The organism is Cupriavidus sp. 01L46, assembly GCF_056399905.1.
The window spans coordinates 1-26760 of sequence record NZ_JBFTSF010000018.1 but is presented as its reverse complement, the minus strand read 5'-3'; the positions used below and the strand labels follow the sequence as shown (position 1 = coordinate 26760).

The following is a 26760-nucleotide window of genomic DNA, read 5'->3' as shown; positions in this document are numbered from 1 at the left end:
GAAGATGGAGACCTGACATGGCATACAACAAGGACGCGGTGCGGAAGATCCTCGCCGCCGTGAAGGAAGAAGGCCGCAACGCACTGACGGCGCCCGAGGGCAAGCTGGTTTGCGACGCCTATGGCATCCCGGTGCCGGGCGAGGGCGTGGCGAAGTCACCCACCGGTGCGGTCGAGCTGGCGGACAAGATGGGCTACCCGGTGGTGCTCAAGATCGTGTCGCCCGACATCCTGCACAAGACCGAGGCGGGTGGGGTACTGGTGGGCCTGAAGAGCGCGGCGGATGTGGAGAGCGGTTACCTGGCCATCATCGAGAACGCGAAGAAGTACGACGCCAAGGCCAATATCGTCGGCGTGCAGGTGCAGCAGATGATTGCCGGCGGGCAGGAGGTGATCATCGGCGCGGTCACCGATCCGTCGTTCGGCAAGCTGGTGGCCTTTGGCCTCGGCGGCGTGCTGGTGGAAGTGCTGAAGGACATCACCTTCCGCATGGCCCCGGCCAGCCAGGAAGTTGCGCTGTCGATGCTCGATGGCATCGCCGCAGCCGAAGTGCTCAAGGGCGTGCGCGGCGCCGATCCTGCCAATCGCGAAGCGCTGGCCAGCATGATCCAGCGGGTCTCCGAGCTGGCGAGCGATTTCCCGGAAATCTCGGAGCTTGACCTCAACCCGGTGTTTGCCAGCAAGGACGGCGCCATCGCCGCGGACGTGCGCATCGTGGTGGATTTCGCGCCGCAGCCTGAGCGCTATCGCCCCAGCCAGGAAGACATCGTCAGGCAGATGAACCGCATCATGCGTCCCGATTCGGTGGCCGTGATCGGCGCCTCGAACGAGGACGGCAAGATCGGCAACTCGGTGATGAAGAACCTGATCAACGGCGGCTACCAGGGCAAGATCTACCCGATCCATCCCAAGGGCGGCGAGATCATGGGCAGGACCGCCTACAAGAGCGTGCTCGATGTGCCGGGCGAGGTGGATGTGGCGGTGTTCGCCATTCCCGCCAAGCTGGTGGCCGGGGCGCTGGAAGAGGTGGGCAAGAAGCACATCCCGGGTGCGGTGCTGATTCCGTCCGGATTTGCCGAGACCGGCAACGTGCAAGGGCAGGAGGAGATCGTCGCCATCGCGCGCAAGCACGATATCCGCTTGATGGGGCCGAATATCTACGGCTTCTACTACACACCCAAGAACCTGTGCGCGACCTTCTGCACGCCGTATGACGTCAAGGGCAAGGCCGCGCTGTCGTCGCAGTCCGGCGGCATCGGCATGGCCATCATCGGCTTCTCGCGCTCGGCCAAGATGGGCGTGTCGGCCATCGTCGGGCTGGGCAACAAGTCGGATATCGATGAAGACGATCTACTGACGTTCTTCGAGCAGGACGACAACACTGAGATCATCGCGCAGCACTGCGAGGATCTGAAGGACGGGCGCGCTTTTGCCGAAGCGGCGAAACGGGTTTCGAAGAAGAAGCCGGTGGTTGTGCTCAAGGCCGGACGCACCAGCATGGGCGCACGCGCCGCCAGTTCGCACACGGGCGCGCTGGCCGGCAACGACAAGATCTACGAGGACGTGTTCAAGCAGTGCGGCGTGATCCGTGCACGCTCGCTGCGCGACCTGCTGGAGTTCGCGCGCGGCATCCCCAAGCTGCCCACGCCCAAGGGGGAGAACGTCGTGATCATCACCGGCGCCGGAGGCTCGGGCGTGTTGCTGTCGGACGCTTGCGTGGACAACAACCTGTCGCTGATGACCATGCCGGACGATCTCGACGCGGCATTCCGCAAGTTCATCCCGCCCTTTGGCGCGGCGGGCAATCCGGTCGACATCACCGGCGGCGAGCCGCCCGCCACGTACAAGAACACCTTGCGCCTGGGCATGGAGGACCCGCGTATCCRCGCCATCATCCTGGGCTACTGGCACACCATCATCACGCCGCCGATGGTGTTCGCCAAGCTGGTGGTGGAGGTGAAAGAGGAGATGGCGGCGCGCGGCATCGAGAAGCCGATCGTGGCCTCGCTGGCGGGCGACGTACAGGTGGAGGAGGCTGCCGAATACCTGTACGAGCACGGCGTGCCGTCCTACGCGTACTCGACCGAGATCCCGGTCGCGGTGCTGGGGGCCAAGTACAAGTGGGCTCGCGGCGCCGGCAAGATCTGATTTGATCTGGTCTGAACGCCATGCGGTAAAACCGGGCCCGCCATGCACGCATGCGCGGGCCAGTTTCTCGACAATGCGGCACAAGCGCGGACGCGGGCACCTTGGCGCGCCCGCCAGAGGCGTGCCAGAGGAGTTTGCGATGCAAACGTGGATTCGCTTCCAGACCGGTGACGGCGAGGTCGGCTTCGGCCGGATCGAGGGCGATCATGTCATCGAGTACGACGGACCGGGCCACGCGTGGCCGGAGCCCACCGGCGCGACCTTGCCGCGCGAGGGCCTGCGGTTGCTGAGCCCGTGCGAGCCGGGCAAGATCGTTGCGCTATGGAACAACTTCCATGCGCTGGCGCGCAAGCTGGAAAAGCCGGTGCCGGCGCATCCGCTATTCCTGATCAAGCCGGCAAGTTCGCTGGCGGGGCCAGGGGATGCCATCCTGCGGCCCCGCAGCTACAGCGGCAAGGTCGTCTACGAGGGCGAGCTTGGCATCGTGATCGGCCGCCGATGCCGCAACGTGGCGCCGGACGATGCCGCGGCGCATATCTTCGGCTACACCGTGGTCAACGACGTCACCGCCGGCGAGCTGATCGCGGAAGACCCGAATTTCCCGCAGTGGTGCCGTGCCAAGGGCTTCGACACGTTCGGCTGCCTGGGCCCCGTGATCGTCACGGAGTTCGACTGGCGCGCCGCCAGCGTGGTGACGCGGCTCGACGGCGCGCAGCGGCAGAACTATCCGCTGTCCGACCTGATCTTCTCGCCCGAGCAGCAGGTCAGCCTGATTTCGCAGGATCTCACGCTGATGCCCGGTGATGTGATGGCCTGCGGCACGTCGATCGGCGTCGGCTCGATGAAGGATGGCGCCGTGGTGGAGATCACGATCGAGGACATCGGATCGCTGGTCAACCACATGCGCGGCTAGTCGATAGTCCGGGCGCTGGCATCCAGCAACGGACAAGGCAAGCGCCGGTTCTCGCCTGTGCTCGCCGGTGCTTGCTGTTGCCTTTGCACTAACTCTTCTGCGGGTCAGAGCGGCAGCGTCATCAACAAGGTGAGGGCGGACGTATCGCGCAGGCCGATCCGCGCCATCGCGCGGCGCAGGGCAGCCGTGGCGGCACCGCAGGCCTCGCCAGCGCGGTTGGTGAAGTTCAGCCGTGCCAGCACGCGGGTGGCAAAGCGCAGCGTGACCGGAACCTGCTTGCGGCAGAACGCCACCTTGCGCACATAGCCATCGACCTCCCAGAACCAGGTCGTGTTGGCGGGGAAATAGCCGATGTCGCCGGCCCGCAGCACATGCACGCGCCCGGTGGCGCTGGTGACCTTGACCTGGCCTTCCAGGATCAGCACGGTCTCCTCCCAGCCGTAGTACCACTCGAACGTGCCACCCGTGCATTCCCACACATTGGTGGACGCCAGGCCGTCGATCGCGCGGGAATGCTGTGCGGCGCGTGATTGCGGGGCCCCGGTGCGGATCCAGGTGGGTTCGATCGGGCAATTCTGCATCGGCAGATCGCCGGTGCTGGCGAACGCCCCTTCGCGCTGTTGCGCGAGCGTGCCGGCCGGCGCGCCGGCGCCGAACATCGTCTGTGACCCCATGGCTGCCTCCTTGCCTTTGATTGGTAGGCAGACATTAGCGAGCCTGGCATCCCTGAAATGTGCGGTAACGCACCTTCGGCGCGATTTTGGTGCATGGCGCAGGCCCGCCGGGGAAAGAGGAGCCGTTACGCAGTTGCGCAATTGCTCAGTTGCTCAGTTAGCCTGAAGCGCCATGGCACGCAGGTAGTCGGCCTTCTTGTCAAGGATCAGCCGGCTGAGGAAGCCGGCATCGTAAGCCTTGAGCAAGTGCGCGTGATACTGCTCGATGTAGCGCGCGATGCGGCTGTGCTCGCATTCGATGCCGCATAGCCAGGCGTACATCTCGCTGTCCCAGCGAAAGCGCAGGCCAAGCTCGCTGAACGCGGCGTTGTAGGCGGCGAGTTGCGATTCATCGACCCCGCGCGGTGTGCTGGCAGCGGTGTCGGCATGGGAACGGGTGCGGGTTTCGAACTGGACCTGGTTCATGATCGGACTCCTCGGGCTCTCAGTGAAGGGTTGGGCCTGAAAAGGTTGGGCCTGAGACGAGGATAGGTTTGCCGATCAATTAACGATAATTAAAGTTTGACTGAATAACCATAACTTATCGTTTATGTTTTATCAGGTTGTCCACGCCGGTGATGCGCTGGATCAGGGTGGCGCCTTCTTCCATCAGGAAATGCTTGAAGGCCAGCGCCACCGGTGGCAGGCGCTTGTTCTTGCGATGCACCACGTACCAGTTGAGCATGACCGGGAAGCCCTCGATATCGAGCACGGCGAGATTGCCCGTCTGCAGTTCCAGCCCGACGGTGTGTGCCGACAGGAACGCGATGCCCATGTTGGCGATGACGGCCTGCTTGATGGTCTCGGTGCTCTTGATCTCCATGGCGATGCGCAGGTTGGACAAGCGCCCGGCAAAGCCTTCCTGCATGGAGTTCCAGGTGTCGGAGCCTTTCTCGCGCGCGACGAAGGCTTCGTCGGCCAGCGCCGCCAGCGGGATGTTGCGCTCGCCCACCAGCCGGTGGTTGGGCGCGGCAACGATCACATAAGGGTGGGGCGCGAAGGATTCGCTGACGGTGTCCATGCCTTCGGGGGGGCGCACCATCACCGCCAGGTCGGTCAGGTTGCCCGCGAGCTGGTGCAGCAATTCCTCGCGATTGTGCACTGCGAGGTTGAGCGTCACGCCGTCATGGCGCTGCATGAATTCCGCGAGCAGCCGCGGGAAGAAGTAGTCGCCTGCACTGATCACGGCCACATTGAGCCGTCCGCCGGAGATGCCTTTGAGCTGCGACATCGCGTCTTCCGCTTCGCGGAATTGCTGCATGATGCTGCGGCTGTAGTGCAGCATCTCGATGCCGGCCGGGGTGAGGTAGATCTTCTTGCCAAGCTGCTCGAACAGCGGCAGGCCAACATGGCCCTCGAGCTGGCGCACCTGCGTCGAGACGGCGGGCTGCGTCAGGTGTAGCTCCTCCGCAGCGCGGGAGAAGCTCAGGTGCCGGGCAACCGTCTCGAAGACCTTCAACTGGCGCAGCGTGGCGTTCTTCATGCACTCGTCCGTCCCATGTATAGAGGATCGTGAATGATCATAATAAAAAACTTTAAGCTGTGCCGAACTTAGTTTGAACTAGCATCAGTCCACGGATGCACGTGCCGCAATGTCAGGCGCGCTCAATCAAGTAGTGACCAAGGGCTCCCCTTCCCGAGAAGCCTACCCGTCGCGCCACAGAGCGCGACACGCACTATGCAGGAGACACGACATGGCGCACGACAATTCAGCGGCGATGGCCGCAAGCCGTCTGGGCTGGCTTCACAACCGCTGGTTCCAACTGGCGATCGGTGTGGTCTGCATGGGGCTGGTAGCCAATCTGCAATACGGCTGGACATTATTCGTGACTCCGATAAATGCCAAGCACCACTGGGGCGAGTCGGCCATCCAGGTMGCTTTCTCCATTTTCATCGTGACCGAGACCTGGCTGGTGCCGCTTGAAGGCTGGCTGGTCGACAAGATCGGGCCGCGCCCGGTAGTGGCATGCGGCGCGGTGTGCGCGGGGCTGGCCTGGGTCATCAATGCATACGCGACCAGCCTGCCGCAGCTCTATCTGGCGGCGGTGATCGCCGGCATCGGCGCTGGCGGCGTGTATGGGACTTGCGTTGGCAATGCGCTCAAGTGGTTTCCGGACAAGCGTGGCCTGGCTGCCGGGCTGACCGCCGCTGGTTTCGGCGCGGGCTCGGCGCTGACCGTGATCCCCATCGCCAACATGATCCAGCGCTCGGGTTACGAGCAAGCCTTTATCACCTTCGGCATCCTGCAAGGCGTTTGCATCCTGCTGATGGCCTTGCTGCTGGTCAAGCCGCGTCCGCCTGTGGGCGCGGTGGCGGCCAAGGCGGTGCTGACCAATCCCATCGAGTTCACGCCGGGCCGGATGGTGAAGACGCCAGTCTTCTGGGTCATCTACGCCTCGTTCGTGGCGGTCGCGGCGGGCGGCATCATGGCCACTGCGCAACTGGGTCCGATTGCACGGGACTTCGGCTTCGCGTCGATGCCGGTAACGATGCTGGGGTTCACGCTGCCGCTGCTCACCATGACGCTGTCGATCGACAACCTGTGCAATGGCTTTACGCGGCCGCTGTGCGGTTTTATCTCGGACCGCATCGGTCGGGAAAACGCCATGTTCTTTATCTTCATTGGCGAGGGACTGTCACTGCTAGGCCTGATGGAGTTCGGCCATAACCCCTATTTGTTCATGACGTTCGCGGCGCTGACGTTCTTGTTCTGGGGCGAGATTTTCTCGATCTTTCCCGCACTGTGCGCCGATACCTTCGGCAGCAAGTTCGCCGCGGCCAATGCCGGCACGCTGTACACGGCCAAGGGCACGGCGGCGATGCTGGTGCCACTGGCCTCGATCCTGTCGGCGCGTGGCGGGTGGGACGCCGTCTTTACGGTGGCGGCGATCGTGACCATCGCGGCTGGTTTGTCCGCCAAGTTCGTGCTGGCCCCGATGCGACGACGGTTTATCACCGGGCATGCCGAGGCCCTGGTGCCGGCGACCGATCACGCGGCGTACCTGGCGGGACTCTCCGCGCGCAAGAGCGACTGAATCACCAGCCGGGCCCGGACTCGCGTGACGCGAATCCGGGCCCGCCGTCTATCACGATGCACAGCGCGGGGAACGGCGAAGCCGCTCTGCGCGCCCAATGCATACAGAAGAGGTGATCATGAATATTTCGCTTCCCCAGCTCAAGGCCTTCGCGGCTGTCGCGCGACAGAGGAGCTTTACCCGCGCCGCGGCTGAGCTCGGGCTGACGCAGTCCGCCATCAGCCGCAGCGTGCGCGAGCTGGAGGACGAGATCGACCAGCGGCTGTTTGACCGCACCACGCGCCAGGTCGAGCTCACCGACGCCGGCGAGCATCTGTCGCAGCGCATCTGCCACCTGATCGAGGAAGTCGAGCAGACGCTGCGCGAGAGCCACGGCGCGGCCAGGCCGTGCCAGGGCGCGGTGCAGATCGCGTCCGATCCGGTGCTGTCTTCGATATCCCTGCCGGGCTGGCTCGCGGGTTGCCGTGCGGCCTGGCCCGGCATCGGCATCAGCCTGAAAGACCGCTCGCATGACGCCGTGCTGCAGTGCGTGCGCAGCGGCGAGGTGGACTTCGGCATCGCCACGAACCCGCAATCCGGTGACGATCTCTACTGCGAAACCCTGTGCGTCGATCCGTTCCATGCGGTGCTGCCGTCGCAGCATCCACTGGCTACGCGCGAGACGGTAGGGTGGGGCGACCTGAACGACGCCAACGTGCTGATGCTGGACCAATACTCAGGCATCCAGCCGGCCGTGGAGCAGGCCTTTGGCGTGTATCACGTGCRCGCCGGCTCGCTGCAGCTGCTTGGCCACTTTGCCGCGATCTTCGGCATGGTGGCGCTGGGGCTGGGCATTGGCATCGTGCCATCGCGCGCCCAGGCGGCCGGGCTGAGCCACGCTGCCGTGATGCGGCCATTGCGGCCACAGGTCACGTCCTCGGTGATGCTGGTGCGGCGCAAGAGCCGGTCGCTCAAGCCCAATGCCGCTGCCATCTGGGATGCGCTGCGCGGCATGGAGCATGAGCAGGCGTTGCTGGCGCGCGTGGGGTAGGGGAAGGGCGCTGGGAACGGTTGTTGCGTCAGCGCAAAAAATCTCATGATATATTACATACAGGATATTTACACATAGTGCGCCGCARCATATAATGAAAACTCCTACCTACCATCCCTACCGGAGTTTTCTGATGGACAGCGCTCTTCTTCTCGGTCTTGCCTTTGGTCTGATTGCCCTCGGCGTTGGCGTTACCTTCCTGATTGCTACCCGTGTGCCGACTCCTGTGCTCGTCCGTGCCCAGGAACATGGCCGCTTTGCCGGYCTTGGCGCCTCGCAGGAAACCGCCGGCATTGGCCGCGCCAGCCCGGCTTCACCCGGCGTGAGCGCGCAAACCAACCTGGCCCGCGCCTGATGCTCGCGTGGTGCGATTGGCGGGCCGCCCGGCCACCAATCGCTGCCGCTGCGCTGGAGTAGGGGCCATCCCCCCGCCAGACCCCCCTTGGTTTGATCGCAGGGTCCGCTTGCACAAAGCCGCCCCGGACACCTTTTCGCTGTTCTGCGGATCGCAAGTTCCTTGTTCGCGCCCTCCGCGCCCTCCGCGCCCTCCGCGCCCTCCGCTCTTCTGTCCTGAAGGGACAGACATTTAGTACATTGATGCCCCAGTCCACCTGACTTTATCTAGGGACTTTCCCGAGGATCGTCTTTGCGGCGCTGCGCCGGCCGGTTCCCCGGACCCATTTGTACTGCCCGATAGCCGCTTGTCCGCGCGCGCCATTGATGCGGCGGAACACCCTAAGTCATTGATCCATCAGCAAGCCGGCTTGCGCTGCTCGCCCGCTTTGATGCGCGTGGCGCACGAGTAGCCTCCGTGCTGCTTTCCGGTGCATTGCCACCGCTGTTTCCAGTCCGTTTCGGGGTCCGCCAAGTGGGCTAAAAGCATCTTGACTATATTGATATATCACATACTGTATAGCACTGAAACGACCACAACATCTGGGATACAGCACAAGCAGTGCCGTCCCAAAAGAGGTGTCCGAAGACGCCCTTTCCACATGAGGCGGCCCCGCCCGCCATAAGGAGACACCATGGAACATCAGCAAAACGCGCCCGATTCACGCTTTGCCTCACCCTGGGTTCAGCTCGCCTTTGGCGTGATCTGCATGGCGATGATCGCCAACATGCAATACGGCTGGACGCTGTTCGTCAACCCGATTGACGACAAGTACCACTGGGGCCGCACGGCGATCCAGGTGGCGTTCACCATCTTCGTCGTTACGGAAACCTGGCTGGTGCCGATCGAGGGCTACCTCGTGGACAAATACGGCCCGCGTCCGGTCGTGGTGGGTGGTGGCCTGCTGTGTGCGATTGCCTGGGCCTTGAATTCGGTGGCCGCGTCGCTGCCGATGCTCTACTTCGCGGCAGCGGTGGGCGGGGTGGGGGCGGGCGCGGTGTATGGCACCTGCGTGGGCAATGCGTTGAAGTGGTTCCCCAACCGGCGCGGGCTGGCGGCGGGGATCACCGCCGCCGGCTTTGGCGCGGGCTCGGCGCTGACCGTGGTGCCGATTGCCAACATGATCAAGACCAGCGGCTACGAGGCCACGTTCCTGTGGTTCGGCCTGGGCCAGGGCCTGATCGTCTTCTTCCTGGGCATGGCGCTCTATCCGCCTTCGGCCAAGGTGCTGAACCAGGTCACGTCCGCGGTCAAGAGCGCTGCCTACAACGCCTCGCCGCGCCAGGTCCTGTCCTCGCCGATTTTCTGGGTGATGTACGCCATGTTCGTGATGATGGCGGCCGGCGGCCTGATGGCGACCGCCCAGCTGGGCCCGATCGCCAAGGATTTCGGCCTCGATGGCGTGCCGGTTTCGCTGCTAGGCCTGACGTCGCCCGCGCTGACCTTCGCGCTCACCATCGACCGCGTGCTCAATGGGCTGACGCGTCCCTTCTTTGGCTGGATCTCGGACAACATCGGCCGCGAGAACACCATGTTCCTGGCCTTTGCGATCGAGGCGGTGGGCATTCTGCTGCTGGCAAAGTACGGGCAGGATCCCATCGCATTCGTGGTGCTGACCGGTGTCGTGTTCTTTGCCTGGGGGGAGATCTACAGCCTGTTCCCGGCAACCTGCGGCGACACCTTCGGGCCCAGGTTCGCCGCCACCAATGCTGGCCTGCTGTACACCGCCAAGGRCACGGCAGCGCTGCTGGTGCCGTTCTCCAGCGTCATCACCGCCGCCACCGGCGACTGGCACGCGGTCTTCATGCTTGCCTCGGGCATGGCTGCGCTTTCCGCCTTCCTGGCCCTGTTCGTGCTCAAGCCAATGCGCGAAGCCCATGCCAAAAAATATGTGCATGCCAACACCACCGCGCCGATGGGATATCGCGCGGTGCCGGAGGACCTGACCTGAGGGGCTTGCCGGCGTGGACCGGCGCGGTCAATGCGCCGCGGGAATAGGGATATCATCGAAGGCGGAAGCGAACACGAACACGAACACGAACACGGAAGCGAACACGAAAACCCTCCCGCGACTCCCGCTGCATGTAGCGAGGCCGCGTGCAGTGCAAGATAAGACCAGAGCGGCGGGCAAGCACTTGTAGCGCTTGCCCCGTTGCCATTCGGCCCCCGCAAGAGACAGCTTTCGAGATTGCCATGAACCAGGTCGTCATTCCTATCGCGGTCCAGGATATCGGCAAAGCGCGCAAGCGCCGCCAGCCGAAGGGGCGGCAGCCTGACCCGGCAGCCTTGGCCGAAGTCCAGGCCGTGCTGGGCGATGCGCCGCGCCGGCGCGATCTCCTGATCGAGCACCTTCATGCCATCAACGACCACTACGGCCAGCTGGCGATCCCGCACCTGGTGGCGCTGGCGCAGGAGATGGGGTTGTCGATGGTGGAGGTCTATGAGGTCGCCACGTTCTATCATCATTTCGATGTGGTACGCGAGGATGCGGATGGCGGCATTCGGCCGCCGGCCGGCGTGACGGTGCGCGTGTGCGAAGGCATCGCCTGCGAGCTGGGCGGGGCGCGCGACCTGCTCGCCCGGCTGCCGGCCCTGCTGGGCAGCGAAGTCAAGGTGGTGGCAGCGCCCTGTATCGGCCGCTGCGAGCGCGCGCCCGCCGCGCTGGTCGGGCAGAACCCGGTGGATTTTGCGAGCGCGCAAACCATTGCGGATACGGTGGCTTCGGGTGCCGTGCACCACGCGCCCGAAGCCCATCTGGGCTATGACGACTATCGCGCGCAAGGGGGCTATCGCTTGCTGCGCGCAGTGGCCTCGGGTGAGCGCGATTCAGAATCCTTGCTGCGCACGATGGAGGATTCCGGCTTGCGCGGGCTGGGTGGCGCGGGTTTTCCCACCGGGCGCAAATGGCGGATCGTGATGGCCGAGCCGGCGCCGCGCCTGATGGCCGTCAACCTGGATGAGGGCGAGCCAGGTACCTTCAAGGATCGCGTCTACCTGGAGCGCGATCCACATCGCTTCCTCGAAGGCATGTTGATCGCCGCCGCGGTGACCCAGGTCAGCGCCATCTACATCTACCTGCGCGACGAATACGCAGGCTGCCGCGCCGTGCTGGGTGAAGCGCTGCGCCGCCTGCAGGCCGACCCGCCGATCCCGGSCATGCCGCAGATCCAGTTGCGGCGTGGCGCCGGCGCGTATATCTGCGGCGAAGAGTCCGCCATGATCGAATCGATTGAAGGCAAGCGCGGCATGCCCAGGCTGCGCCCGCCCTATGTGGCGCAGGTCGGCTTGTTCGGCCGGCCCACGCTGGAGCACAACTTCGAGACGCTTTACTGGGTCCGCGAGATCCTTGAAAAGGGCGCGAGCTGGTTCGCCGCGCAGGGACGCCACGGCCGGCATGGGCTGCGCTCGTTCTCGGTGTCGGGGCGCGTGAAGCTGCCCGGCGTGCACGTGGCGCCAGCGGGGATCACCGTGAGTGAGCTGATCGAGGAATACTGCGGCGGCATGCAGGACGGCCATCGCTTCTATGGCTACCTGCCGGGCGGCGCTTCGGGTGGCATCCTGCCGGCGTCCCTGGGCGATGTTCCGTTGGATTTCGATACGCTGCAGCCCTACGGTTGCTTTATCGGGTCAGCCGCCATCGTGGTGTTTTCGGAGCAGGACAGTGCGGTGGCCGTGGCGCGCAACCTGATGCACTTCTTCAAGCATGAGTCCTGCGGGCAGTGCACACCGTGCCGCGTGGGCACGGCCAAGGCGCTGGATGTGATCGCGCAGCCGGCATGGGACCTGGCCGCGCTGGCGGACTTGTCTGCGGTGATGCGGGATGCGTCGATCTGCGGGCTGGGGCAGGCCGCGCCCAACCCGGTGGATTGCGTGATCAAGTACTTTCCCCAGGAACTGGCCTGCGCCGCGAGGACGATATGAGTGCACTGACCCGCGCCGAGCGCGCGCAAGTGGAGGCCTCCTCGGATACCACGGTGACGTTCCGCCTGAATGGCCGGGACGTGTGCGCCGGGCCGGGCGAGAGCTTGCTCAAGGTGGCCCAGCGCGAGGGGTTCGACATCCCGCACCTGTGCTACAAGGACAGCCTGGACACCGCCGGCAACTGCCGCGCCTGCATGGTGGAGATCAAGGGCGAGCGCGTGCTGGCGCCGTCGTGCTGCCGCTACCCTGCGCAGGGCATGGAGGTGCAGACCGGCTCCGAGCGCGCGCTGCGCTCGCAGCGCATGGTGCTGGCGCTGCTGCAGTCCGATATGCCCGAGGCGCATTACACGCGCAACAATGCGCTGGACCAGTGGTCCGCCCGGCTGGGCGTCGGCAAGCCGCGCTTTGCGCCGCGCGCCGCCGTGCCAGCCGATTTGTCCCATCCGGCCATCGCCGTCAATCTCGATGCCTGCATCCAGTGCACCCGCTGCGTGCGCGCTTGCCGCGAGGAGCAGGTCAACGATGTGATCGGGCTGGCCTTTCGTGGCGACCAGGCCGCGATCGTGTTCGACATGGGCGACCCGATGGGCGCCTCCACCTGCGTAGCCTGCGGCGAGTGCGTGCAGGCCTGCCCGACCGGCGCGCTGATGCCGGCCCGCGACGCCGCGTTGCCGGTGCCGGATCGCCAGGTGCAATCGGTCTGCCCATACTGCGGGGTGGGCTGCCAGCTCACCTACAACGTCAAGGACAACCGCATCCTGTTTGTCGAAGGGCGTGATGGGCCGGCCAACCAGATGCGCCTGTGCGTGAAAGGCCGCTATGGCTTCGATTACGCCCAGCATCCGCACCGCCTGACGGTGCCGCTGGTGCGGCGCGAAGGCGCCCCCAAGCGTGGCGATTTCGTGATGGATCCCGCGCGCGTGATGGACGTGTTCCGCGAAGCCAGCTGGGATGAGGCCCTTGCGCTGGCGGGCACCAGCCTGTCGGCCATCCGCGACACGTACGGCAAGCGCGCGCTGGCCGGCTTTGGCTCCGCCAAGGGGAGCAACGAAGAGGCCTACCTGTTTCAAAAGCTCGTGCGCACCGGCTTCGGCAGCAATAACGTGGACCATTGCACGCGGCTTTGCCACGCGTCGTCGGTAGCGGCGCTGCTCGAAGGCATCGGCTCGGGCGCGGTTTCCAACCCGGTAATGGATGTGGCGCGCGCGCAGGTGGTGATCGTGATCGGCGCCAATCCAACGGTGAACCATCCGGTGGCGGCAACCTGGATCAAGAACGCGGTAAAAAATGGCACCAAGCTGATCGTGGCCGATCCACGCCGCTCCGACCTGGCGCGCTTCGCCCATCGCTTCCTGCAGTTCGAGCCCGATACCGACGTGGCGCTGCTCAACGCCATGATGCATGTGATCGTGGCCGAAGGACTGGTCGATCAGGATTTCATCGCCAGCCGCACCATCGGCTATGAGGAACTGCAGCGCAATGTGGCGGCCTACAGCCCGGAGTTGATGGCGCCGGTTTGCGGCATCGATGCCGACACCATCCGCTATGTGGCCCGGCTGTATGCCAGTTCCAAAGCTTCGATGATCCTCTGGGGCATGGGGATCTCCCAGCATATCCACGGCACCGACAATGCCCGCTGCCTGATCGCCCTGGCGCTGATGACGGGGCAGATCGGCCGGCCGGGCACGGGGCTGCACCCGCTGCGCGGCCAGAACAACGTGCAGGGCGCCTCCGACGCCGGACTGATCCCGATGATGTATCCGGACTACCATCGTGTCGACGATCCCGAGGCTGTTGCGCGCTTCGAGTCGTTGTGGGGCATGCCGCTGGATCGCCAGCCGGGGCTGACCGTGGTCGAAGTGATGCAGGCCATCGAGCGGGGCGAAGTGCGCGGGATGTACATCATGGGCGAGAACCCCGCCATGTCGGATCCCGATGCCCAGCATGCGCGCGAGGCGCTGGCGGCGCTGGACCACCTGGTGGTGCAGGATATCTTCCTGACGGAGACCGCCTACCTCGCCGATGTGGTGCTGCCGGCTTCGGCGTTCCCTGAGAAGACGGGCACCTTTACCAACACGGACCGCACGGTGCAGCTTGGCCGCCAGGCGATCGATCCGCCCGGGCAGGCGCGGCAGGACCTGTGGATTATCCAGCAGATGGCCGCCAGGCTGGGGCTGGACTGGTCATACGCAAGCGTGGCCGACGTGTTCGACGAAATGCGCCATGCCATGCCCAGCATCGCCGGCATTACCTGGGAGCGCTTGCAGCGGGAGGACGCGGTGACCTATCCCTGCCGCGCTGAAGGCGACCCGGGGGAGCCGGTCATCTTTACGGATGTGTTTCCGACGGCTTCTGGCCGGGCCCGCTTCGTCCCGGCCGACATCATTCCCGCGGCCGAGCGCCCCGACCAGGAGTACCCGGTCGTGCTCATCACCGGCCGGCAGCTCGAGCACTGGCATACCGGCAGCATGACCCGGCGCGCGGGCGTGCTGGATGCCATCGAACCGGAGCCGGTGGCGCTGGTGCATCCGCTCGACCTTGCCGCCATCGGCGGCCAGCCGGGCGACGTGGTAACGCTCGCATCGCGCCGGGGCCAGGTATCGCTGTTTGCCCGGGTGGACGACGGCACGCCGCGCGGCGCGGTGTTCGTGCCGTTCTGCTACTACGAGGCCGCCATCAACAAGCTGACGAACGCGGCGCTGGACCCCTTCGGCAAGATTCCGGAGTTCAAGTACTGCGCGATCCGCATCGCGCTGGGTGGCGAGGTGCCGCGGCAGTCTAGTTTTGGCGGCGGACAGATCCTTGCGTCAGGCAGCAAACAAGCAGACGGCTAGATCTTCCGGAAAATCAGGAAATTGATTGTTGGATTTTCCGGCTAATCAATGTACGGCAACGGGACTACGCTGTGGCCATGGCGCAATCCCGTGCCGCAGAACCTGCTTGATTGACTTGGTGGAACCCGCAATGAAAGCCGTTGGCCTGACCCGTTACCTGCCGATCGACGACCCGCAATCGCTGGTCGACGTGGACATCGCCACCCCTGTGCCTGAAGGCCGCGACCTGCTGGTCAAGGTGGCGGCCATCTCGGTCAACCCCGTGGATGCCAAGGTGCGCGCGCCCAAGGACAAGGTCGAGCCTGCCACGCGCGTGCTCGGATGGGATGCGGCAGGCACCGTGGCCGCGGTGGGCCCGGATGTCACCCTGTTCAAGGTGGGCGACCCGGTCTTCTACGCTGGCAGCATTACCCGGCCTGGGGCCAATAGCGAGTTCCACCTGGTGGATGAGCGCATTGTCGGCCATAAGCCCGCATTGCTCGATTTTGCCCAGGCGGCTGCGTTGCCGCTGACCGCCATTACGGCGTGGGAAGCCTTGTTCGATCGCCTGGGCGTCTCGCCGCAGGGCGAGCATGCCGGGCGCTCCGTGCTGGTCATCGGCGGGGCAGGGGGCGTGGGCTCCATCGGCATCCAGCTGGCCAAGACGCTGGCGGGGCTGACGGTCATCGCCACCGCGTCACGGCCGGAGTCGGCTGCCTGGTGCCGCGAGCTGGGCGCTGACCACACCATCGATCACCGTGGCGACATGCCGGCCCAGTTGCGCAAGCTCGGGTTTGCCGAGGTCGACTACATCCTGTGTTTTAACGACACGGACCGCCACTTTGCTGCCATGGCGAGCGTGATTGCGCCGCAAGGCAAGATCTGCTCGATCGTGGMGAACAGCGGCCCGCTGGCCGTGGGCGACCTGAAGAGCAAGAGCGCCACCTTTGTGTGGGAGTTCATGTTCACCCGCTCGATGTTCGGCACGCCGGACATGATCGAGCAGTATCTCTTGCTCAACGAGGTGGCACGGCTGGTCGATGCCGGCCGGCTGCGGACCACGCTGGGCGAGAACCTCGGGCGGATCGACGCGGCCAACCTGCGCCGCGCCCATGCCATGCTGGAGAGCGGGCGGACCATCGGCAAGCTGGTGCTGGAAGGGTTCTAACGCAGCGTTCTGACGCGTCTCCAAGGAGGAGGCCGGCGGGTGAGGTGCCAGCCGGCCTTCCTTTCTCGTTTAATCAGCAATTAACCGCCAAGACCCGACCCCAACCGCCAGCGGCGATGTTGTGGCATGCCACAACATCGCTGCCGCAAGCAGGGTTTGGGCGTGACTCAGGCATTGGCCTGGGCTTGCATCCTGCGAGTGGCCTCGGCAAGCCCGGGTGCGTCCGCAGCGCTGCGGATGAACGATACCGTCCGTGCAATGACCTGTGCGTCGTACAGGACACGGCGATGGCCCAGCCCGTCCGTGGCCATCAACTGCGCGCCAGGCCATGCACCAGCAATGGCCGCGCCGCTCTCCCAGCCCACTTCCTTGTCTTGCCGGTCGTGGATCACCAGCGTGGGCGGCACCGGGCGGGCGCGCCCGATGGCCGGGACGTTGAAGGCAGACCACGGCATGCCCAGCCAGCGCTCGCTGTTGCGCTGCATGCGGGCCAGTACGCCGGGGCCAATGCCGAGCCGCCAGGCCAATGCAGCGGCGGCAGTGTGCATGTCGGCCGGCGGGCCGATCATCACGGCAGCCTGCAGATGCAAGCCTTCGCGCACGGCCAGCGCCAGGGCGGCGCTGCCGAGCGAATGCGCAATCACCGCGTGGACCGGGCCGGCGTGCCACGCCGTGGCCAACAGCGAATGTGACATTTCCACAACAGAAGTCTGGCCCGCGCCGCGCGCACCTGCGTCGGAGCCGCCGTGCGAGAGTGCATCAAACGCGACCACGCGCATGCCAGCCGCCAGCAGCGGTGCAACCAGTGGCTGCCACTGGGCGGCATGGCCACCCCAACCGTGGGCCAGCAAGACGGCCGGCCCGGTATTGCCCCAACGATAGACGCGCACACGCCGGCTTGCTCCCTGGCCGGTCACGAGCGCCCAGTCCGCGCGCGCACGGTCAAGCAGATCGCGGCCAGCGCCATCCGGGCCGTTGCCATGGGGTGGACGGAACCATGCGTGCTCGAGCGCGCGCGCTACGCCGGCCGGATAAAACAGCTCGGCCAATTGCCAGCCAAGGCGCCCCAAGCGCATTGGCGCCCTGGATTCCGGCGCGGCCTGGCGGGTTCTGGTGGATGAGTAAATCGCTTGCGTCACGGCGGTCACCTCTAGCGAAGACTTCTGGCATTCCAGGCCGGGGCCTCGGGGAGGGGCGATACCCCTCCGGTAAGACCGACCAGTCGTGCTATTTTTTATTTCAAAAAAAGACAACATCCTGCCGTCTTGAAATTCAGCCCGATCTGTCTCGCGGGAGGCGTCTCGCGCAGGTGCCTCCTCATCCTTGGCTACTTGCGCACGGGCTGCGCAAGCTCGGCGCGGCGGAGCAGTGCCTCGAACGCCCGGCGGGCCATGGTCTCGGCATCTTCACGGCCCAGCAGCTTGTAAGACTGTTGAAAGGACATACCGATGCCAACCATCTCGAAGGCGAACTGCCGCGCGTCTTGTGCCGGCGAAAGATCGCCTTCTTCGATCGCGTCGGTCACGGCCCTGGCGATGAGGCTATGCCAGTCTTTCAGCGATTGCACCACCTGATCCCTGACGGCGCCAGGGCGGTCGCGGTATTCCTGGCCTAGCGCCATGAACAGGCAGCGGCCTTTATTGACGGACCCACCGAGCCAGAGCATGTACCCATCGAAGAGAGCTTGCACCCGGCGCGTGCCGCGCGGCAGGCGCATGGCCGGCCTGAAGACGATGTCCGAAAAGCGTTCCAGGGCGAGCGCCAAAACGGCTTGCTGCAAGGCTTCTTTTGACTTGAAGTGCGCGTAGAGCCCGCTCTTGGACATGCTGGTGTCGGCGGCCAAGGTGGCGAGCGACAATTGCTCGAACCCGACCTGGGCGGCGGTGTCCAGGGCCTGCTCGATGATGGCTGCGCGGGTAAGTTGTCCTTTCTGCATGTCGAAAGAATAGCACGACCGGTCGTATTGTCAACTTCGCGCTTGTGCGTTTTCGTCAACCTATTTCACTGCCGCCCGTTATGTCACCACGGAGGCAGATAATTGTGCTGTATCGGACCTATTGACAGGCTAGGATTAGCCTGCGCAGGGTGCCAACAAGAAATCTGCACAAAGTGTTGCCCTGATTACATACGGAACGCTTTGCGTGCTCTATACTCGAATGCACGTCCGCGCACTTTTTTTTCATTGGTGACTGGAGACCGACATGAACAGTACAGCCGTGCCTAGAGGCGCTAGCGAACCGTTCCGGCAACTGCGGGCGTTGCGCCGAGCGCGAAAGCTCAAGCAGGAAGACGTCGCCCGTAAGGCCGGGATCTCCCGGGAAGCTTACTTGCGGGCAGAATCGGGTCAAGCCGACCCCCGCATGTCGACTTTCCTAGCGGCTTGCGAGGCGCTAGGCCTGGAAGTGGTGCTGGCACCCCAGCATCTTGCTGCCGACGTCAACGCGTTTATTGCCAGCCGCAATGGCGGCGTCACGGCCGCTTCCATGGCCGGGCAGCCGCCTGCCGCAACGCCTACCGCCGCAAGCCCTGCACCGGCCACCCCGGTCGGCACAGGCTTCGCGTCGAGCCCGGGCGAAGGTCACAAGCCAGCCTGAGCACTCGTGCTGGTTCCGGCCGGGTCTGCGGCCGGACTGGCGCGCGCTTGTCATACCGGCAGCGGGCACGCCCCCACGTGCCTGCTGCTGGGGTTTTGCCTGCTTTACATGGATGGCCGGATGCCGCGCCTAGCGGCATGCGCCTGTCTTTGACGGCCTCGGCCCCGTGCCGAGGCCGGGTCGTTCGTTTGCCTGTCGAGCCTGTCGCTTTCTCCCAGTTCGTCTTGCCTCTCTTGTCTGCCTGACTTTGCTCGGGCTGCCTGCGCTTGTGTGCCGTCTGGCGTCACGTCTTTGTCTCAGCCTGTCCTTCGCGCCTAACCTACAAACCTACAAACGTAGTGTCCACCGGTTTTCGCCGTCCACGGCGAAATAAGGGCCGATACKGGTTTGACACGTCCGAGACCTGAGATTACGATATGGTAAATCAATTACGGATTGGGAAATTCACGATCCAGCGTTCAAAAAGACACCGCTAGTGTGATCACTCGGCCACTATGCCCGCTGCGGCAGTGGCCCGAGGCGTAGGGAGACAAGCCAATGCCGCTGAGTACCGAACCCAACCTTGCCCGTCCGGACGACTTCTACGAGGCGCTGATCGACATGCATCGCGATCTCTCCGACGCGCAGAGCCAGGCCGCCAACGCGCAACTGATCCTGCTGCTGGCCAATCACATCGGCGATCTTGCTGTTCTGCAGGAAGCCATGGAGCTAGCCCGCGCGGGCGTGCTCGATTCATCGAAAGCGAAATCGCAAGCGTAAGAGGAAGACCCAAGATATGACGCAGACGCAATTGAACGTTGTGAACGTGCAAGGGCAGGCGCCCGACCACGGCACGCCAGGCTACCAATCCGGTTTTGCCAACGAGTTCGCCACCGAGGCACTGCCCGRTGCGTTGCCGGTGGGGCAGAACTCGCCCCAGCGCGCGCCGTATGGCCTGTATGCCGAGCAGATTTCCGGTACGGCGTTTACCGCGCCGCGCGCGCACAACCGGCGCAGCTGGTGCTATCGCATTCGCCCGGCGGCGATGCATGAGCCGTTCACGCGGGTCGAGCAGTCGCGCATCGTCAGCCATTTCGATGCGGTGCCGCCATCGCCCAACCAGATGCGCTGGAGCCCGCCGGCGATGCCCAAGGAGCCCACCGACTTTGTCGACGGCATCGTCACCATGGCCGGCAACGGCGGCCCGGAAGCCATGTCGGGCTGCGGCATTCACCTGTACCTGGCCAACCGGTCGATGACGGACCGCTTCTTCTACAACGCCGACGGCGAGATGCTGATCGTGCCGCAGCAGGGCAGGCTGCGCGTGGCGACCGAGATGGGCCTGCTGGACGTCGAGCCGCAGGAGATCGTGGTGATCCCGCGCGGCGTGCGTTTTCGCGTGGAGCTGCCGGATGGCGAGGCGCGCGGCTATATCTGCGAAAACTACGGCGCCTTGTTCCGCTTGCCCGACCTGGGCGTCATCGGCTCCAATGGCCTGGCCAATCCGCGTGACTTCCTCACGCCGCATGCATGGTACGAGGATCGCGAGGGCGATTTCGAGCTGGTGGCGAAGTTCCAGGGCAACCTGTGGCGTGCCGCGATCGGGCACTCACCGCTGGATGTGGTGGCCTGGCATGGCAATTACGCGCCGTACAAGTACGACCTGCGCCGCTTCAATACCATCGGCTCGATCAGCTTCGATCACCCGGACCCCTCGATTTTCCTGGTGCTGCAAAGCCCGTCCGACACCCCGGGCGTGGACAGCATCGATTTCGTCATCTTTGGCCCGCGCTGGCTGGCGATGCAGAACTCCTTCCGCCCGCCCTGGTTCCACCGCAATATCGCCAGCGAGTTCATGGGTCTGATCGACGGAGTCTACGATGCCAAGGCCGATGGCTTCTCGCCTGGCGGCGCCAGCCTGCACAACTGCATGAGCGGCCACGGCCCGGATGCCGAGACGTTCGCCAAGGCCACCGCCGCGGATACCTCGCAGCCGCACCGCATCAGCGATACCATGGCGTTCATGTTCGAGACGCCGGCCGTGATCCGGCCGACACCGTATGCAGCAGAGTCGGCGCAGTTGCAGGACGACTACTACAGGTGCTGGCAAGGCTTGAAGAAGCATTTCAACCCCAACGAGCGCTGATCCTCAAGTCCCAGGGCCGGCTTCGTCCGGCCAACCATCATGATTCCAGGGTGCGCGCGCGGCGCATGTCGCCGGCACCCTTGTCATTCCCCTCCGGAGCCCCCGATGACCACTGTCCAGCAGAGTTGGATCGAATCCGCCAATGATGGCGTTACGCATTTCCCGCTGCAGAACCTGCCCTATGGCATCTTTTCCCCGAACGGGCAGGGCCCGCGCGTAGGCGTCRCCATCGGCGACTTCATTCTCGACCTGTCCGTGCTGGACGAGGCCGGCCTGCTGCCTGCTTCCGTCAAAGGCGTGTTTGGCGGCGCCACGCTCAATGCCTTCATCGCGCTCGGCAAGCCGGCATGGACCGAAACCCGCCAGCGCCTGACGTCCTTGCTGGCAGCGGACGACACCACCTTGCATCCCAAGTCGGCCCTGCATGAGCAGGCCCTGGTGCCGATGGCCTGGGCTACCATGCACCTGCCGGTGGACATCCCCGGCTACACCGATTTCTACTCCTCGCGCGAGCACGCCACCAACGTCGGCCGCATGTTCCGCGATCCGGACAATGCGCTGCTGCCCAACTGGCTGGAGATTCCCATCGGCTACAACGGCCGCGCCAGCTCGGTGGTGGTGAGCGGCACGGAACTGCGTCGCCCAAAGGGGCAGATCAAGCTGCCGAACGCGCCGCGCCCGGTCTTTACGGCTTGCCAGAAGCTCGACTACGAACTGGAAATGGCCTTCATCGTCGGCAAGCCGTCGACCCTGGGCGAGCCGGTCAGCACCGCTGCGGCGGCCGGGCACATGTTCGGCATGGTGATCCTCAACGACTGGAGCGCGCGCGATATCCAGCAGTGGGAGTACGTGCCGCTGGGCCCGTTCAACAGCAAGGGCTTCGGCACCTCGATCTCCCCGTGGGTGGTCACCATGGACGCGCTCGAGCCGTTCCGCCGCGACAATCCGGTGCAATCGCCCGAGCCGCTGGCGTATCTGCAGCAGCCCGAGCGCAATGCCTATGACATCGCACTGGAAGTCTCGCTACGCCCCGAAGGCGCGGCGCAGGCCACCACCGTCTGCCGCACCAACTTCAAGGCCATGTACTGGACCATGGTCCAGCAACTGGCGCACCACACCGTGTCCGGCTGCAATGTCCGTGTGGGCGACCTGATGGGCTCCGGCACCATCAGCGGCACCACGCCGGATTCCTATGGCAGCCTGCTGGAACTGACCCGTAACGGTGCCGAACCTTTGACGCTGGCGGACGGCGGCAAGCGCGGCTTCCTGGAGGACGGCGACGAAGTGGTCATGGCTGGCTGGTGCCAGGGCGACGGCTATCGCGTCGGCTTTGGCGAGGTGGGAGGAAAGATCCTGCCCGCGCTGTAAGCCGCATCAGGCTCGTTTTGCCAAGGACCCCCGCCCGCTACGCCAGGCGGGGGATAGTCCGCTCGCACGCCCCCTCACTCTCATCCCCCCGTTTCCCTCCCGGCCTTGACAGGCATGGCTATGCCACCGCATGGCCGGCTGGCGCGCGCCGTTACAATTGACAACCTTCTTAACCTTCTTGCATCCCCTGTTGCCGCGCCTTTGTGCGAGAATTCGGCCCTGACAAAATGGGCGAGTCAAAGTTCGGCATTCCTGCCAAAAATGATGTTTTGATTGTCCCACGGCTGACGCCGATGGGTCGCCTGGGGTCAGTTTTGCGGGTTTTCGGTCGTTAACACCGATTTAATACCAACTTAATCCCGACTCGCAGACGGGCAACGTCATTTGCCGGCAGGCAGCCATGTCCGMCACGGCAGCGGCCCCGGAGTCAATGCAAGACAAGTATTCGAGTAGCAATCAAGCGGAAAACCCGGGCAAACAGGCGGTATCTGCCCACAAAATTCGGCAACGGGTGTGATTCGTGATGTGTGCGAAACGCCTGCGTGTCTGCTGGCGCCGGTGTGCATCACCCGCGCGCCGGCGGCGACCCGCCTTTTCATCCACCCTACGCGAACGGCACGGCAATGGAATTTGGTATTCGCGCATGGGCGGCATGTGCAGCACAACTAGAAACGCAGCAAGCCTGGCAGGCCTGGAGCCGCGCGCCCTGGCTGCCTAAAGGCGACGCATTGCCCACGCTGGCCGCCATGGCTCCGATGCTGCGCCGCAGGATCACCGCGCTGGGCCGCGCGGCCCTGCACCCCGCCTATGCCTGCCAGCCGGGCGTGGATGGCATTCCCGTCATCTTTGCATCGCGCCACGGCGACACCCTGCGCCCGCTGCAAATGCTTGGCGACCTTGCCGGCGGCGAGCCCTTGTCGCCCACGGCCTTCGGCCTGTCCGTGCATAACGCCATCGGCGCGCTGTATTCGATCGACCGGGGCGATCCGGGCAACCTGCAAGCCCTGGCCGCGGGCCGCGATACGGTAGAGGCCGCAGTGGTGGAAGCGTGCGGCCTGCTGGCCGACGGCGCCCCGGAAGTCTTGCTGGTGCACTACGAGGCGCCGCTGCCCGAGGCCTATGCCGTCTTCGCGGACGAACCGGAGTGCCTGTTCGGCTGGGCGTGGCGGGTCGGCATGCCGCGGGCGGGGCAACCGGTGTTCAGCCTTGAGGTGATGGGGGAGGCCCTGCCGGCCGCCGCCGGCGCGACGCTGCCGCATGGGCTGGAGGTGCTGCGCTTCATGCTGTCGGGCGACGCCGAGTTGCGCCACGCCGGGGAGCGTGCCGGCTGGAGGTGGCAGCGACATGGTTGAGCGCCTGGACCGGGCCTGGCGCGTCTGCGCGACCGGGCTGTGCTTCTCCAGCTTCGGCGTCGGCGGGCTTGTGCTGCGGGTGCTGGTGTTCCCGTTGCTTGCCGTCTTGCTGTGGTCTTCGRCGCGCCGGCAGCGGGTCTGCAAGAACGTGGTGCATTACGCGTTCCGGCTTTTCCTGTGGCTGATGCGCTCGGTCGGGGTGATCCGCTACGAGGTGCTGCATCCCGAGCGGCTGCGTCGCCAGGGCTTGCTGATCGTGGCCAACCATCCGTCGCTGATCGATGTCGTCTTTCTGATCGCGCTGACGCGCCAGGCCGATTGCGTGGTGCGCTCCGGCCTGGCCCACAACCCGTTTACCCGTGGCCCGGTGCGCGCCACCGGCTACGTCTGCAATGACTCCGGTGCAGGCATGGTGGATGACTGCATTGCCTCGCTKCGCGCKGGTAATAATCTCGTCATCTTCCCCGAGGGCACGCGCACGCCGCTGCAAGGCCCGCTGCGCCTGCAACGGGGTGCGGCCAATGTCGCGGTGCGCGGCGGCTTTGCGCTTACGCCTGTGGTGATCCGGTGCGAGCCGCCCACGCTCACCAAGGGTGAGAAGTGGTATCGCGTGCCGGCCCGCAGGCCTCGTTTCATCATTGACGTGCGAGAGGATGTCAGTGTCGCCCAGATGGTGCCGTCCGGACTGGACGACGCGCTTGCGGTACGGCACCTGACCCAATCGCTATCTGAGTTTTTTTCCTGGGAGGTCCGCCGTGACGGCGCTTGAGCAAGAAATCAAGGAACTGATCATTTCATCGTTGTCGCTGGAGGATATCGGCGTGGACGATATCGACGCCGACGCACCGCTGTTCATCGAAGGGCTGGGCCTGGATTCGATCGATGCGCTCGAACTCGGGCTGGCGCTGCAAAAGCGCTACGGCGTCACCATGAACGGCGACAAGGAAGACATGCGCGCGCGCTTTGCCAGCGTGACAGCGCTGGCAACGTTCGTMGCATCTCAGCGCGCTGGCCAGGCTTCTGCCTGAACCCGTGCGCGACACACCAAGGATCCACATACCACTTGCCAGGCCGGCAACCACAGCCGGTCATAGCCGAACAGGGGGAAGCCCATCATGACCCATGACGAAATCTTTGCGCGGGTGGCCGCGGTGCTCGAGGAAACCTTCGAGATCGACCCGGCCCGCATTCGTCCCGAAGCCCGTCTCTACGACGACCTGGACATCGACAGCATCGACGCGGTCGACCTGCTGGTGAAGCTCAAGCCGATGCTGAACAAGCCGATCAAGCCGGAGCAGTTCAAGGCCGTGCGCACCGTGCAGGACGTGGTGCAGGCGCTGGCSYWGCTGATCGACTCGCCSGCCACSGCCTGAGCGCCCATGCCCGTGCGTAAATTGCTGCTCGGCGTGTTGACGCTGTGCTATCCGGTGGCGATCTACTTCGGCCTGCAGCATTGGTCGCCGCGCGTGATGGCGCTGGCGCTGGTGGCATTGGCGCTGCTGCGCGCCCTGACCAGCCGCCAGGCCGGCTGGCGCCTGCTTGCCGTGGCCGCCGCCGTGCTGGCCGCGATCGTGGCCGCGTCCAACCACGCATTGCCCCTCAAGCTGTATCCCGTGCTGGTCAATGCCGCGATGCTGGGCTTGTTTGGCTGGAGCCTGCGGCACCCGCCCAGCCTGGTGGAGCGGCTGGCGCGGCTGCGCGAGCCGGACCTGCCGCCCTCGGGCGTGGCGTACACGCGCCGCGTGACGCAAGCCTGGTGCGTGTTCTTCGTGTGCAACGGCACGGTAGCCGCGCTGACCGCCGTGCTGGCCAGCGACCGCATCTGGGCACTCTATAACGGCGGTATCGCCTACGGGTTGATCGGCGCCATGTTCGCCGGCGAATGGCTGGTGCGCCAGCGTGTGATGGCAAGGGGGCGGCATGGCTGAGTGGCTGGGCGTAAGCGGGTTGATGGCGGCGCTGGCCCAGCGCTCGCACGTGGTCGCGCATGGCGCGGCCGGCGCTACCACCGCACCGGAGTTTGTGCGGCGCGTGGCCGCCTGGCGGCAAGCGTTTGCTGCCGCGCCGGGGAAATCCTGGGCGCTCTACATCGAATCGACCGCCGAGTTCGCGGCGGCGCTGTTCGGCGCCTGGCACGCGGGCAAGCACGTGGTGCTGCCCGGCGACACGCGCGCCGAAACGCTGGCGGCATTGCGCGAGCGCGCCGATGGCTGCGCCGGCGAGTTGCCCGATGGCCTGTGGCCGCAAGCATCGATCGAGCCGGCCAACGGCAGCATGGACTGGCCTGCGCTGGCGCCAAGCGACACGCTGGTGACGATGTTCACCTCAGGCTCCACCGGCGCGCCCGGCGCCATCGTCAAGCACCTGTCGCAGCTCGACGCGGAAGTGCAGGCGTTGCAGGCCGCGTTCGGCGCGGGGCTGCCGGCGCAGCTGAGAGTGCTCGCAACGGTGTCGCACCAGCATATCTACGGCCTGTTGTTCTGCGTGTTGTGGCCGCTCGCGGCAGCGCGCGCCATGCCGGCGGACCGGCTCGCGTTCCATGAGGAAATCGTGCGCGCGTGCGGGGATGCCCCGGTGCTGCTGGTCACCAGCCCGGCGCACCTGCGGCGCATGCCGCAAGCGCTCGACTGGTCTGCCGCCCGCGGCGTGCTGCGCGCCGTGTTTTCATCGGGCGGGCCTTTGCCGCCGGAGGCCGCGGCCGACGCGCTGCGCCACCTGGGACAAGCCCCCATTGAAGTGTTCGGCAGCTCGGAAACCGGCGGCATCGCCTGGCGGCAGCGTGCCCGCCACGAAGACCGCTGGACTCCGCTGCCGGGCGTGCAATGGCGCTTGCAGGACGGCTTCCTGGCGGTGCGCTCCGCGCACCTTCCGGACGACGGCTGGTTTCTGTGCGCGGACCATGTGCTGCCCGCCGCGGATGGTGGCTTCACCCTGGCGGGCCGGGCCGACCGCATCGTCAAGATCGAGGAAAAGCGCGTATCGCTGACCCAGGTCGAGCAGGCGCTGGCCGCGTCGCCGCTGGTGCGGGAGGCGCGTGTGGTACTGCTGGAGCTGGATGTCGGCACGCGCCTTGGCGCCGTGCTGGTGCCCAGCGAGAGCGGCGCGGCCATGCTGGCCGGGCAGGGCCGCGTGGCGCTGCTTGCCGCGTTGCGCGCCCGCCTTGCGGATGCCGTGGACGCGGTGGTGG

Annotated in this window: 24 protein-coding genes; 19 read left to right on the top strand and 5 right to left on the bottom strand. The window is 65.4% G+C overall.

What is annotated here, in order from left to right:
• The first annotated feature begins 17 nt into the window (after positions 1–17).
• Entirely contained in the window at positions 18–2147 is a 2130-nt protein-coding gene (locus AC1DS3_RS05355) for an acetate--CoA ligase family protein (RefSeq protein WP_477126797.1), read from the top strand.
• A 139-nt stretch (positions 2148–2286) separates the two neighbouring features.
• Positions 2287–3060 (top strand): fumarylacetoacetate hydrolase family protein, encoded by a 774-nt coding sequence (locus AC1DS3_RS05350; protein WP_477126796.1) that lies wholly within the window; start codon positions 2287–2289, stop codon positions 3058–3060.
• 104 nt (positions 3061–3164) lie between these two features.
• Here the strand turns inward: AC1DS3_RS05350 and AC1DS3_RS05345 are convergent, their stop codons facing one another.
• The 3 genes from AC1DS3_RS05345 to AC1DS3_RS05335 all read right to left on the bottom strand — a co-directional run bounded on the left by AC1DS3_RS05345 (position 3165) and on the right by AC1DS3_RS05335 (position 5256).
• A complete protein-coding gene (locus tag AC1DS3_RS05345; RefSeq protein ID WP_441637569.1) occupies positions 3165–3734 on the bottom strand; it encodes a cupin domain-containing protein in 570 nt (189 codons plus the stop codon).
• Positions 3735–3887: 153 nt separating this feature from the next.
• Positions 3888–4199, bottom strand: a complete 312-nt coding sequence (locus AC1DS3_RS05340; protein WP_441637571.1) for a LysR family transcriptional regulator — start codon at positions 4197–4199, stop codon at positions 3888–3890.
• A 115-nt stretch (positions 4200–4314) separates the two neighbouring features.
• Positions 4315–5256: a LysR family transcriptional regulator gene (locus tag AC1DS3_RS05335; RefSeq protein ID WP_441637573.1), complete on the bottom strand. Its 942-nt coding sequence runs from the start codon at positions 5254–5256 to the stop codon at positions 4315–4317.
• 211 nt (positions 5257–5467) lie between these two features.
• On the opposite strand from AC1DS3_RS05335, the gene oxlT (AC1DS3_RS05330) reads away from it, so the two are divergent.
• From oxlT (AC1DS3_RS05330) to AC1DS3_RS05300, 7 genes are all read left to right on the top strand, one after another.
• The gene (gene oxlT / locus AC1DS3_RS05330) at positions 5468–6808 is read left to right on the top strand and encodes an oxalate/formate MFS antiporter (protein WP_441637575.1); all 1341 of its coding nucleotides are present in this window, start codon (positions 5468–5470) and stop codon (positions 6806–6808) included.
• Positions 6809–6926: 118 nt separating this feature from the next.
• On the top strand, positions 6927–7838 hold the full coding sequence (locus tag AC1DS3_RS05325; protein WP_477126795.1) for a LysR family transcriptional regulator: 912 nt from the start codon (positions 6927–6929) through the stop codon (positions 7836–7838).
• Between the two features lie 133 nt (positions 7839–7971).
• Positions 7972–8193 (top strand): hypothetical protein, encoded by a 222-nt coding sequence (locus AC1DS3_RS05320; protein ID WP_441637579.1) that lies wholly within the window; start codon positions 7972–7974, stop codon positions 8191–8193.
• Between the two features lie 673 nt (positions 8194–8866).
• Entirely contained in the window at positions 8867–10183 is a 1317-nt protein-coding gene (gene oxlT / locus AC1DS3_RS05315; RefSeq protein ID WP_477126794.1) for an oxalate/formate MFS antiporter, read from the top strand.
• 242 nt (positions 10184–10425) lie between these two features.
• Positions 10426–12153: an NADH-ubiquinone oxidoreductase-F iron-sulfur binding region domain-containing protein gene (locus AC1DS3_RS05310; protein ID WP_477126793.1), complete on the top strand. Its 1728-nt coding sequence runs from the start codon at positions 10426–10428 to the stop codon at positions 12151–12153.
• Positions 12150–14987 carry a formate dehydrogenase subunit alpha gene (gene fdhF, locus AC1DS3_RS05305; RefSeq protein WP_441637585.1) on the top strand — a complete coding sequence of 946 codons (2838 nt, stop codon included), beginning with the start codon at positions 12150–12152 and terminating at the stop codon, positions 14985–14987. Before AC1DS3_RS05310 ends, fdhF begins: the two co-directional genes overlap by 4 nt.
• 130 nt (positions 14988–15117) lie before the next feature.
• Complete coding sequence (locus AC1DS3_RS05300) at positions 15118–16134, top strand: zinc-binding alcohol dehydrogenase family protein (protein ID WP_477126792.1); 1017 nt, start codon at positions 15118–15120, stop codon at positions 16132–16134.
• 167 nt (positions 16135–16301) lie between these two features.
• Here AC1DS3_RS05300 and AC1DS3_RS05295 read toward each other — a convergent pair whose 3' ends face one another.
• Both AC1DS3_RS05295 and AC1DS3_RS05290 read right to left on the bottom strand, forming a co-directional pair.
• Positions 16302–17273 (bottom strand): alpha/beta fold hydrolase, encoded by a 972-nt coding sequence (locus AC1DS3_RS05295; RefSeq protein WP_477109288.1) that lies wholly within the window; start codon positions 17271–17273, stop codon positions 16302–16304.
• A gap of 188 nt (positions 17274–17461) precedes the next feature.
• A complete protein-coding gene (locus AC1DS3_RS05290; protein ID WP_441637591.1) occupies positions 17462–17992 on the bottom strand; it encodes a TetR/AcrR family transcriptional regulator in 531 nt (176 codons plus the stop codon).
• Positions 17993–18335: 343 nt separating this feature from the next.
• Here AC1DS3_RS05290 and AC1DS3_RS05285 point away from each other — a divergent pair, with 343 nt between their 5' ends.
• From AC1DS3_RS05285 to AC1DS3_RS05240, 10 genes are all read left to right on the top strand, one after another.
• The gene (locus AC1DS3_RS05285; RefSeq protein ID WP_441637593.1) at positions 18336–18728 is read left to right on the top strand and encodes a helix-turn-helix domain-containing protein; all 393 of its coding nucleotides are present in this window, start codon (positions 18336–18338) and stop codon (positions 18726–18728) included.
• A 537-nt stretch (positions 18729–19265) separates the two neighbouring features.
• Positions 19266–19487: a DUF2783 domain-containing protein gene (locus AC1DS3_RS05280; RefSeq protein ID WP_441637595.1), complete on the top strand. Its 222-nt coding sequence runs from the start codon at positions 19266–19268 to the stop codon at positions 19485–19487.
• 16 nt (positions 19488–19503) lie between these two features.
• On the top strand, positions 19504–20853 hold the full coding sequence (gene hmgA, locus AC1DS3_RS05275) for a homogentisate 1,2-dioxygenase (protein WP_477126791.1): 1350 nt from the start codon (positions 19504–19506) through the stop codon (positions 20851–20853).
• Between the two features lie 105 nt (positions 20854–20958).
• Positions 20959–22221, top strand: coding sequence for a fumarylacetoacetase (gene fahA / locus AC1DS3_RS05270; protein WP_477126790.1), 1263 nt, complete (start codon positions 20959–20961; stop codon positions 22219–22221).
• 623 nt (positions 22222–22844) lie between these two features.
• Positions 22845–23573, top strand: a complete 729-nt coding sequence (locus AC1DS3_RS05265) for a beta-ketoacyl synthase chain length factor (protein WP_441637601.1) — start codon at positions 22845–22847, stop codon at positions 23571–23573.
• On the top strand, positions 23566–24342 hold the full coding sequence (locus AC1DS3_RS05260; protein WP_477126789.1) for a lysophospholipid acyltransferase family protein: 777 nt from the start codon (positions 23566–23568) through the stop codon (positions 24340–24342). Before AC1DS3_RS05265 ends, AC1DS3_RS05260 begins: the two co-directional genes overlap by 8 nt.
• The gene (locus tag AC1DS3_RS05255; protein ID WP_441637605.1) at positions 24329–24601 is read left to right on the top strand and encodes a phosphopantetheine-binding protein; all 273 of its coding nucleotides are present in this window, start codon (positions 24329–24331) and stop codon (positions 24599–24601) included. Before AC1DS3_RS05260 ends, AC1DS3_RS05255 begins: the two co-directional genes overlap by 14 nt.
• An 87-nt stretch (positions 24602–24688) precedes the next feature.
• Positions 24689–24946: an acyl carrier protein gene (locus AC1DS3_RS05250; protein ID WP_477126788.1), complete on the top strand. Its 258-nt coding sequence runs from the start codon at positions 24689–24691 to the stop codon at positions 24944–24946.
• A 6-nt stretch (positions 24947–24952) separates the two neighbouring features.
• Positions 24953–25501 carry a COG4648 family protein gene (locus AC1DS3_RS05245; RefSeq protein WP_043355718.1) on the top strand — a complete coding sequence of 183 codons (549 nt, stop codon included), beginning with the start codon at positions 24953–24955 and terminating at the stop codon, positions 25499–25501.
• Positions 25494–26760: AMP-binding protein (locus tag AC1DS3_RS05240; RefSeq protein WP_477126787.1), on the top strand; the 1267-nt coding region annotated here is incomplete at its 3' end. The genes AC1DS3_RS05245 and AC1DS3_RS05240, both read left to right, overlap by 8 nt.

Coding starts and splice junctions, on each gene's coding strand:
- AC1DS3_RS05350 (WP_477126796.1), top strand. CDS start 2,287: ATGCAAACGTGGATTCGCTTCCAGACCGGTGACGGCGAGGTCGGCTTC.
- AC1DS3_RS05345 (WP_441637569.1), bottom strand. CDS start 3,734: ATGGGGTCACAGACGATGTTCGGCGCCGGCGCGCCGGCCGGCACGCTC.
- AC1DS3_RS05340 (WP_441637571.1), bottom strand. CDS start 4,199: ATGAACCAGGTCCAGTTCGAAACCCGCACCCGTTCCCATGCCGACACC.
- AC1DS3_RS05335 (WP_441637573.1), bottom strand. CDS start 5,256: ATGAAGAACGCCACGCTGCGCCAGTTGAAGGTCTTCGAGACGGTTGCC.
- fdhF (WP_441637585.1), top strand. CDS start 12,150: ATGAGTGCACTGACCCGCGCCGAGCGCGCGCAAGTGGAGGCCTCCTCG.
- AC1DS3_RS05285 (WP_441637593.1), top strand. CDS start 18,336: ATGAACAGTACAGCCGTGCCTAGAGGCGCTAGCGAACCGTTCCGGCAA.
- AC1DS3_RS05280 (WP_441637595.1), top strand. CDS start 19,266: ATGCCGCTGAGTACCGAACCCAACCTTGCCCGTCCGGACGACTTCTAC.
- AC1DS3_RS05265 (WP_441637601.1), top strand. CDS start 22,845: ATGGAATTTGGTATTCGCGCATGGGCGGCATGTGCAGCACAACTAGAA.
- AC1DS3_RS05245 (WP_043355718.1), top strand. CDS start 24,953: ATGCCCGTGCGTAAATTGCTGCTCGGCGTGTTGACGCTGTGCTATCCG.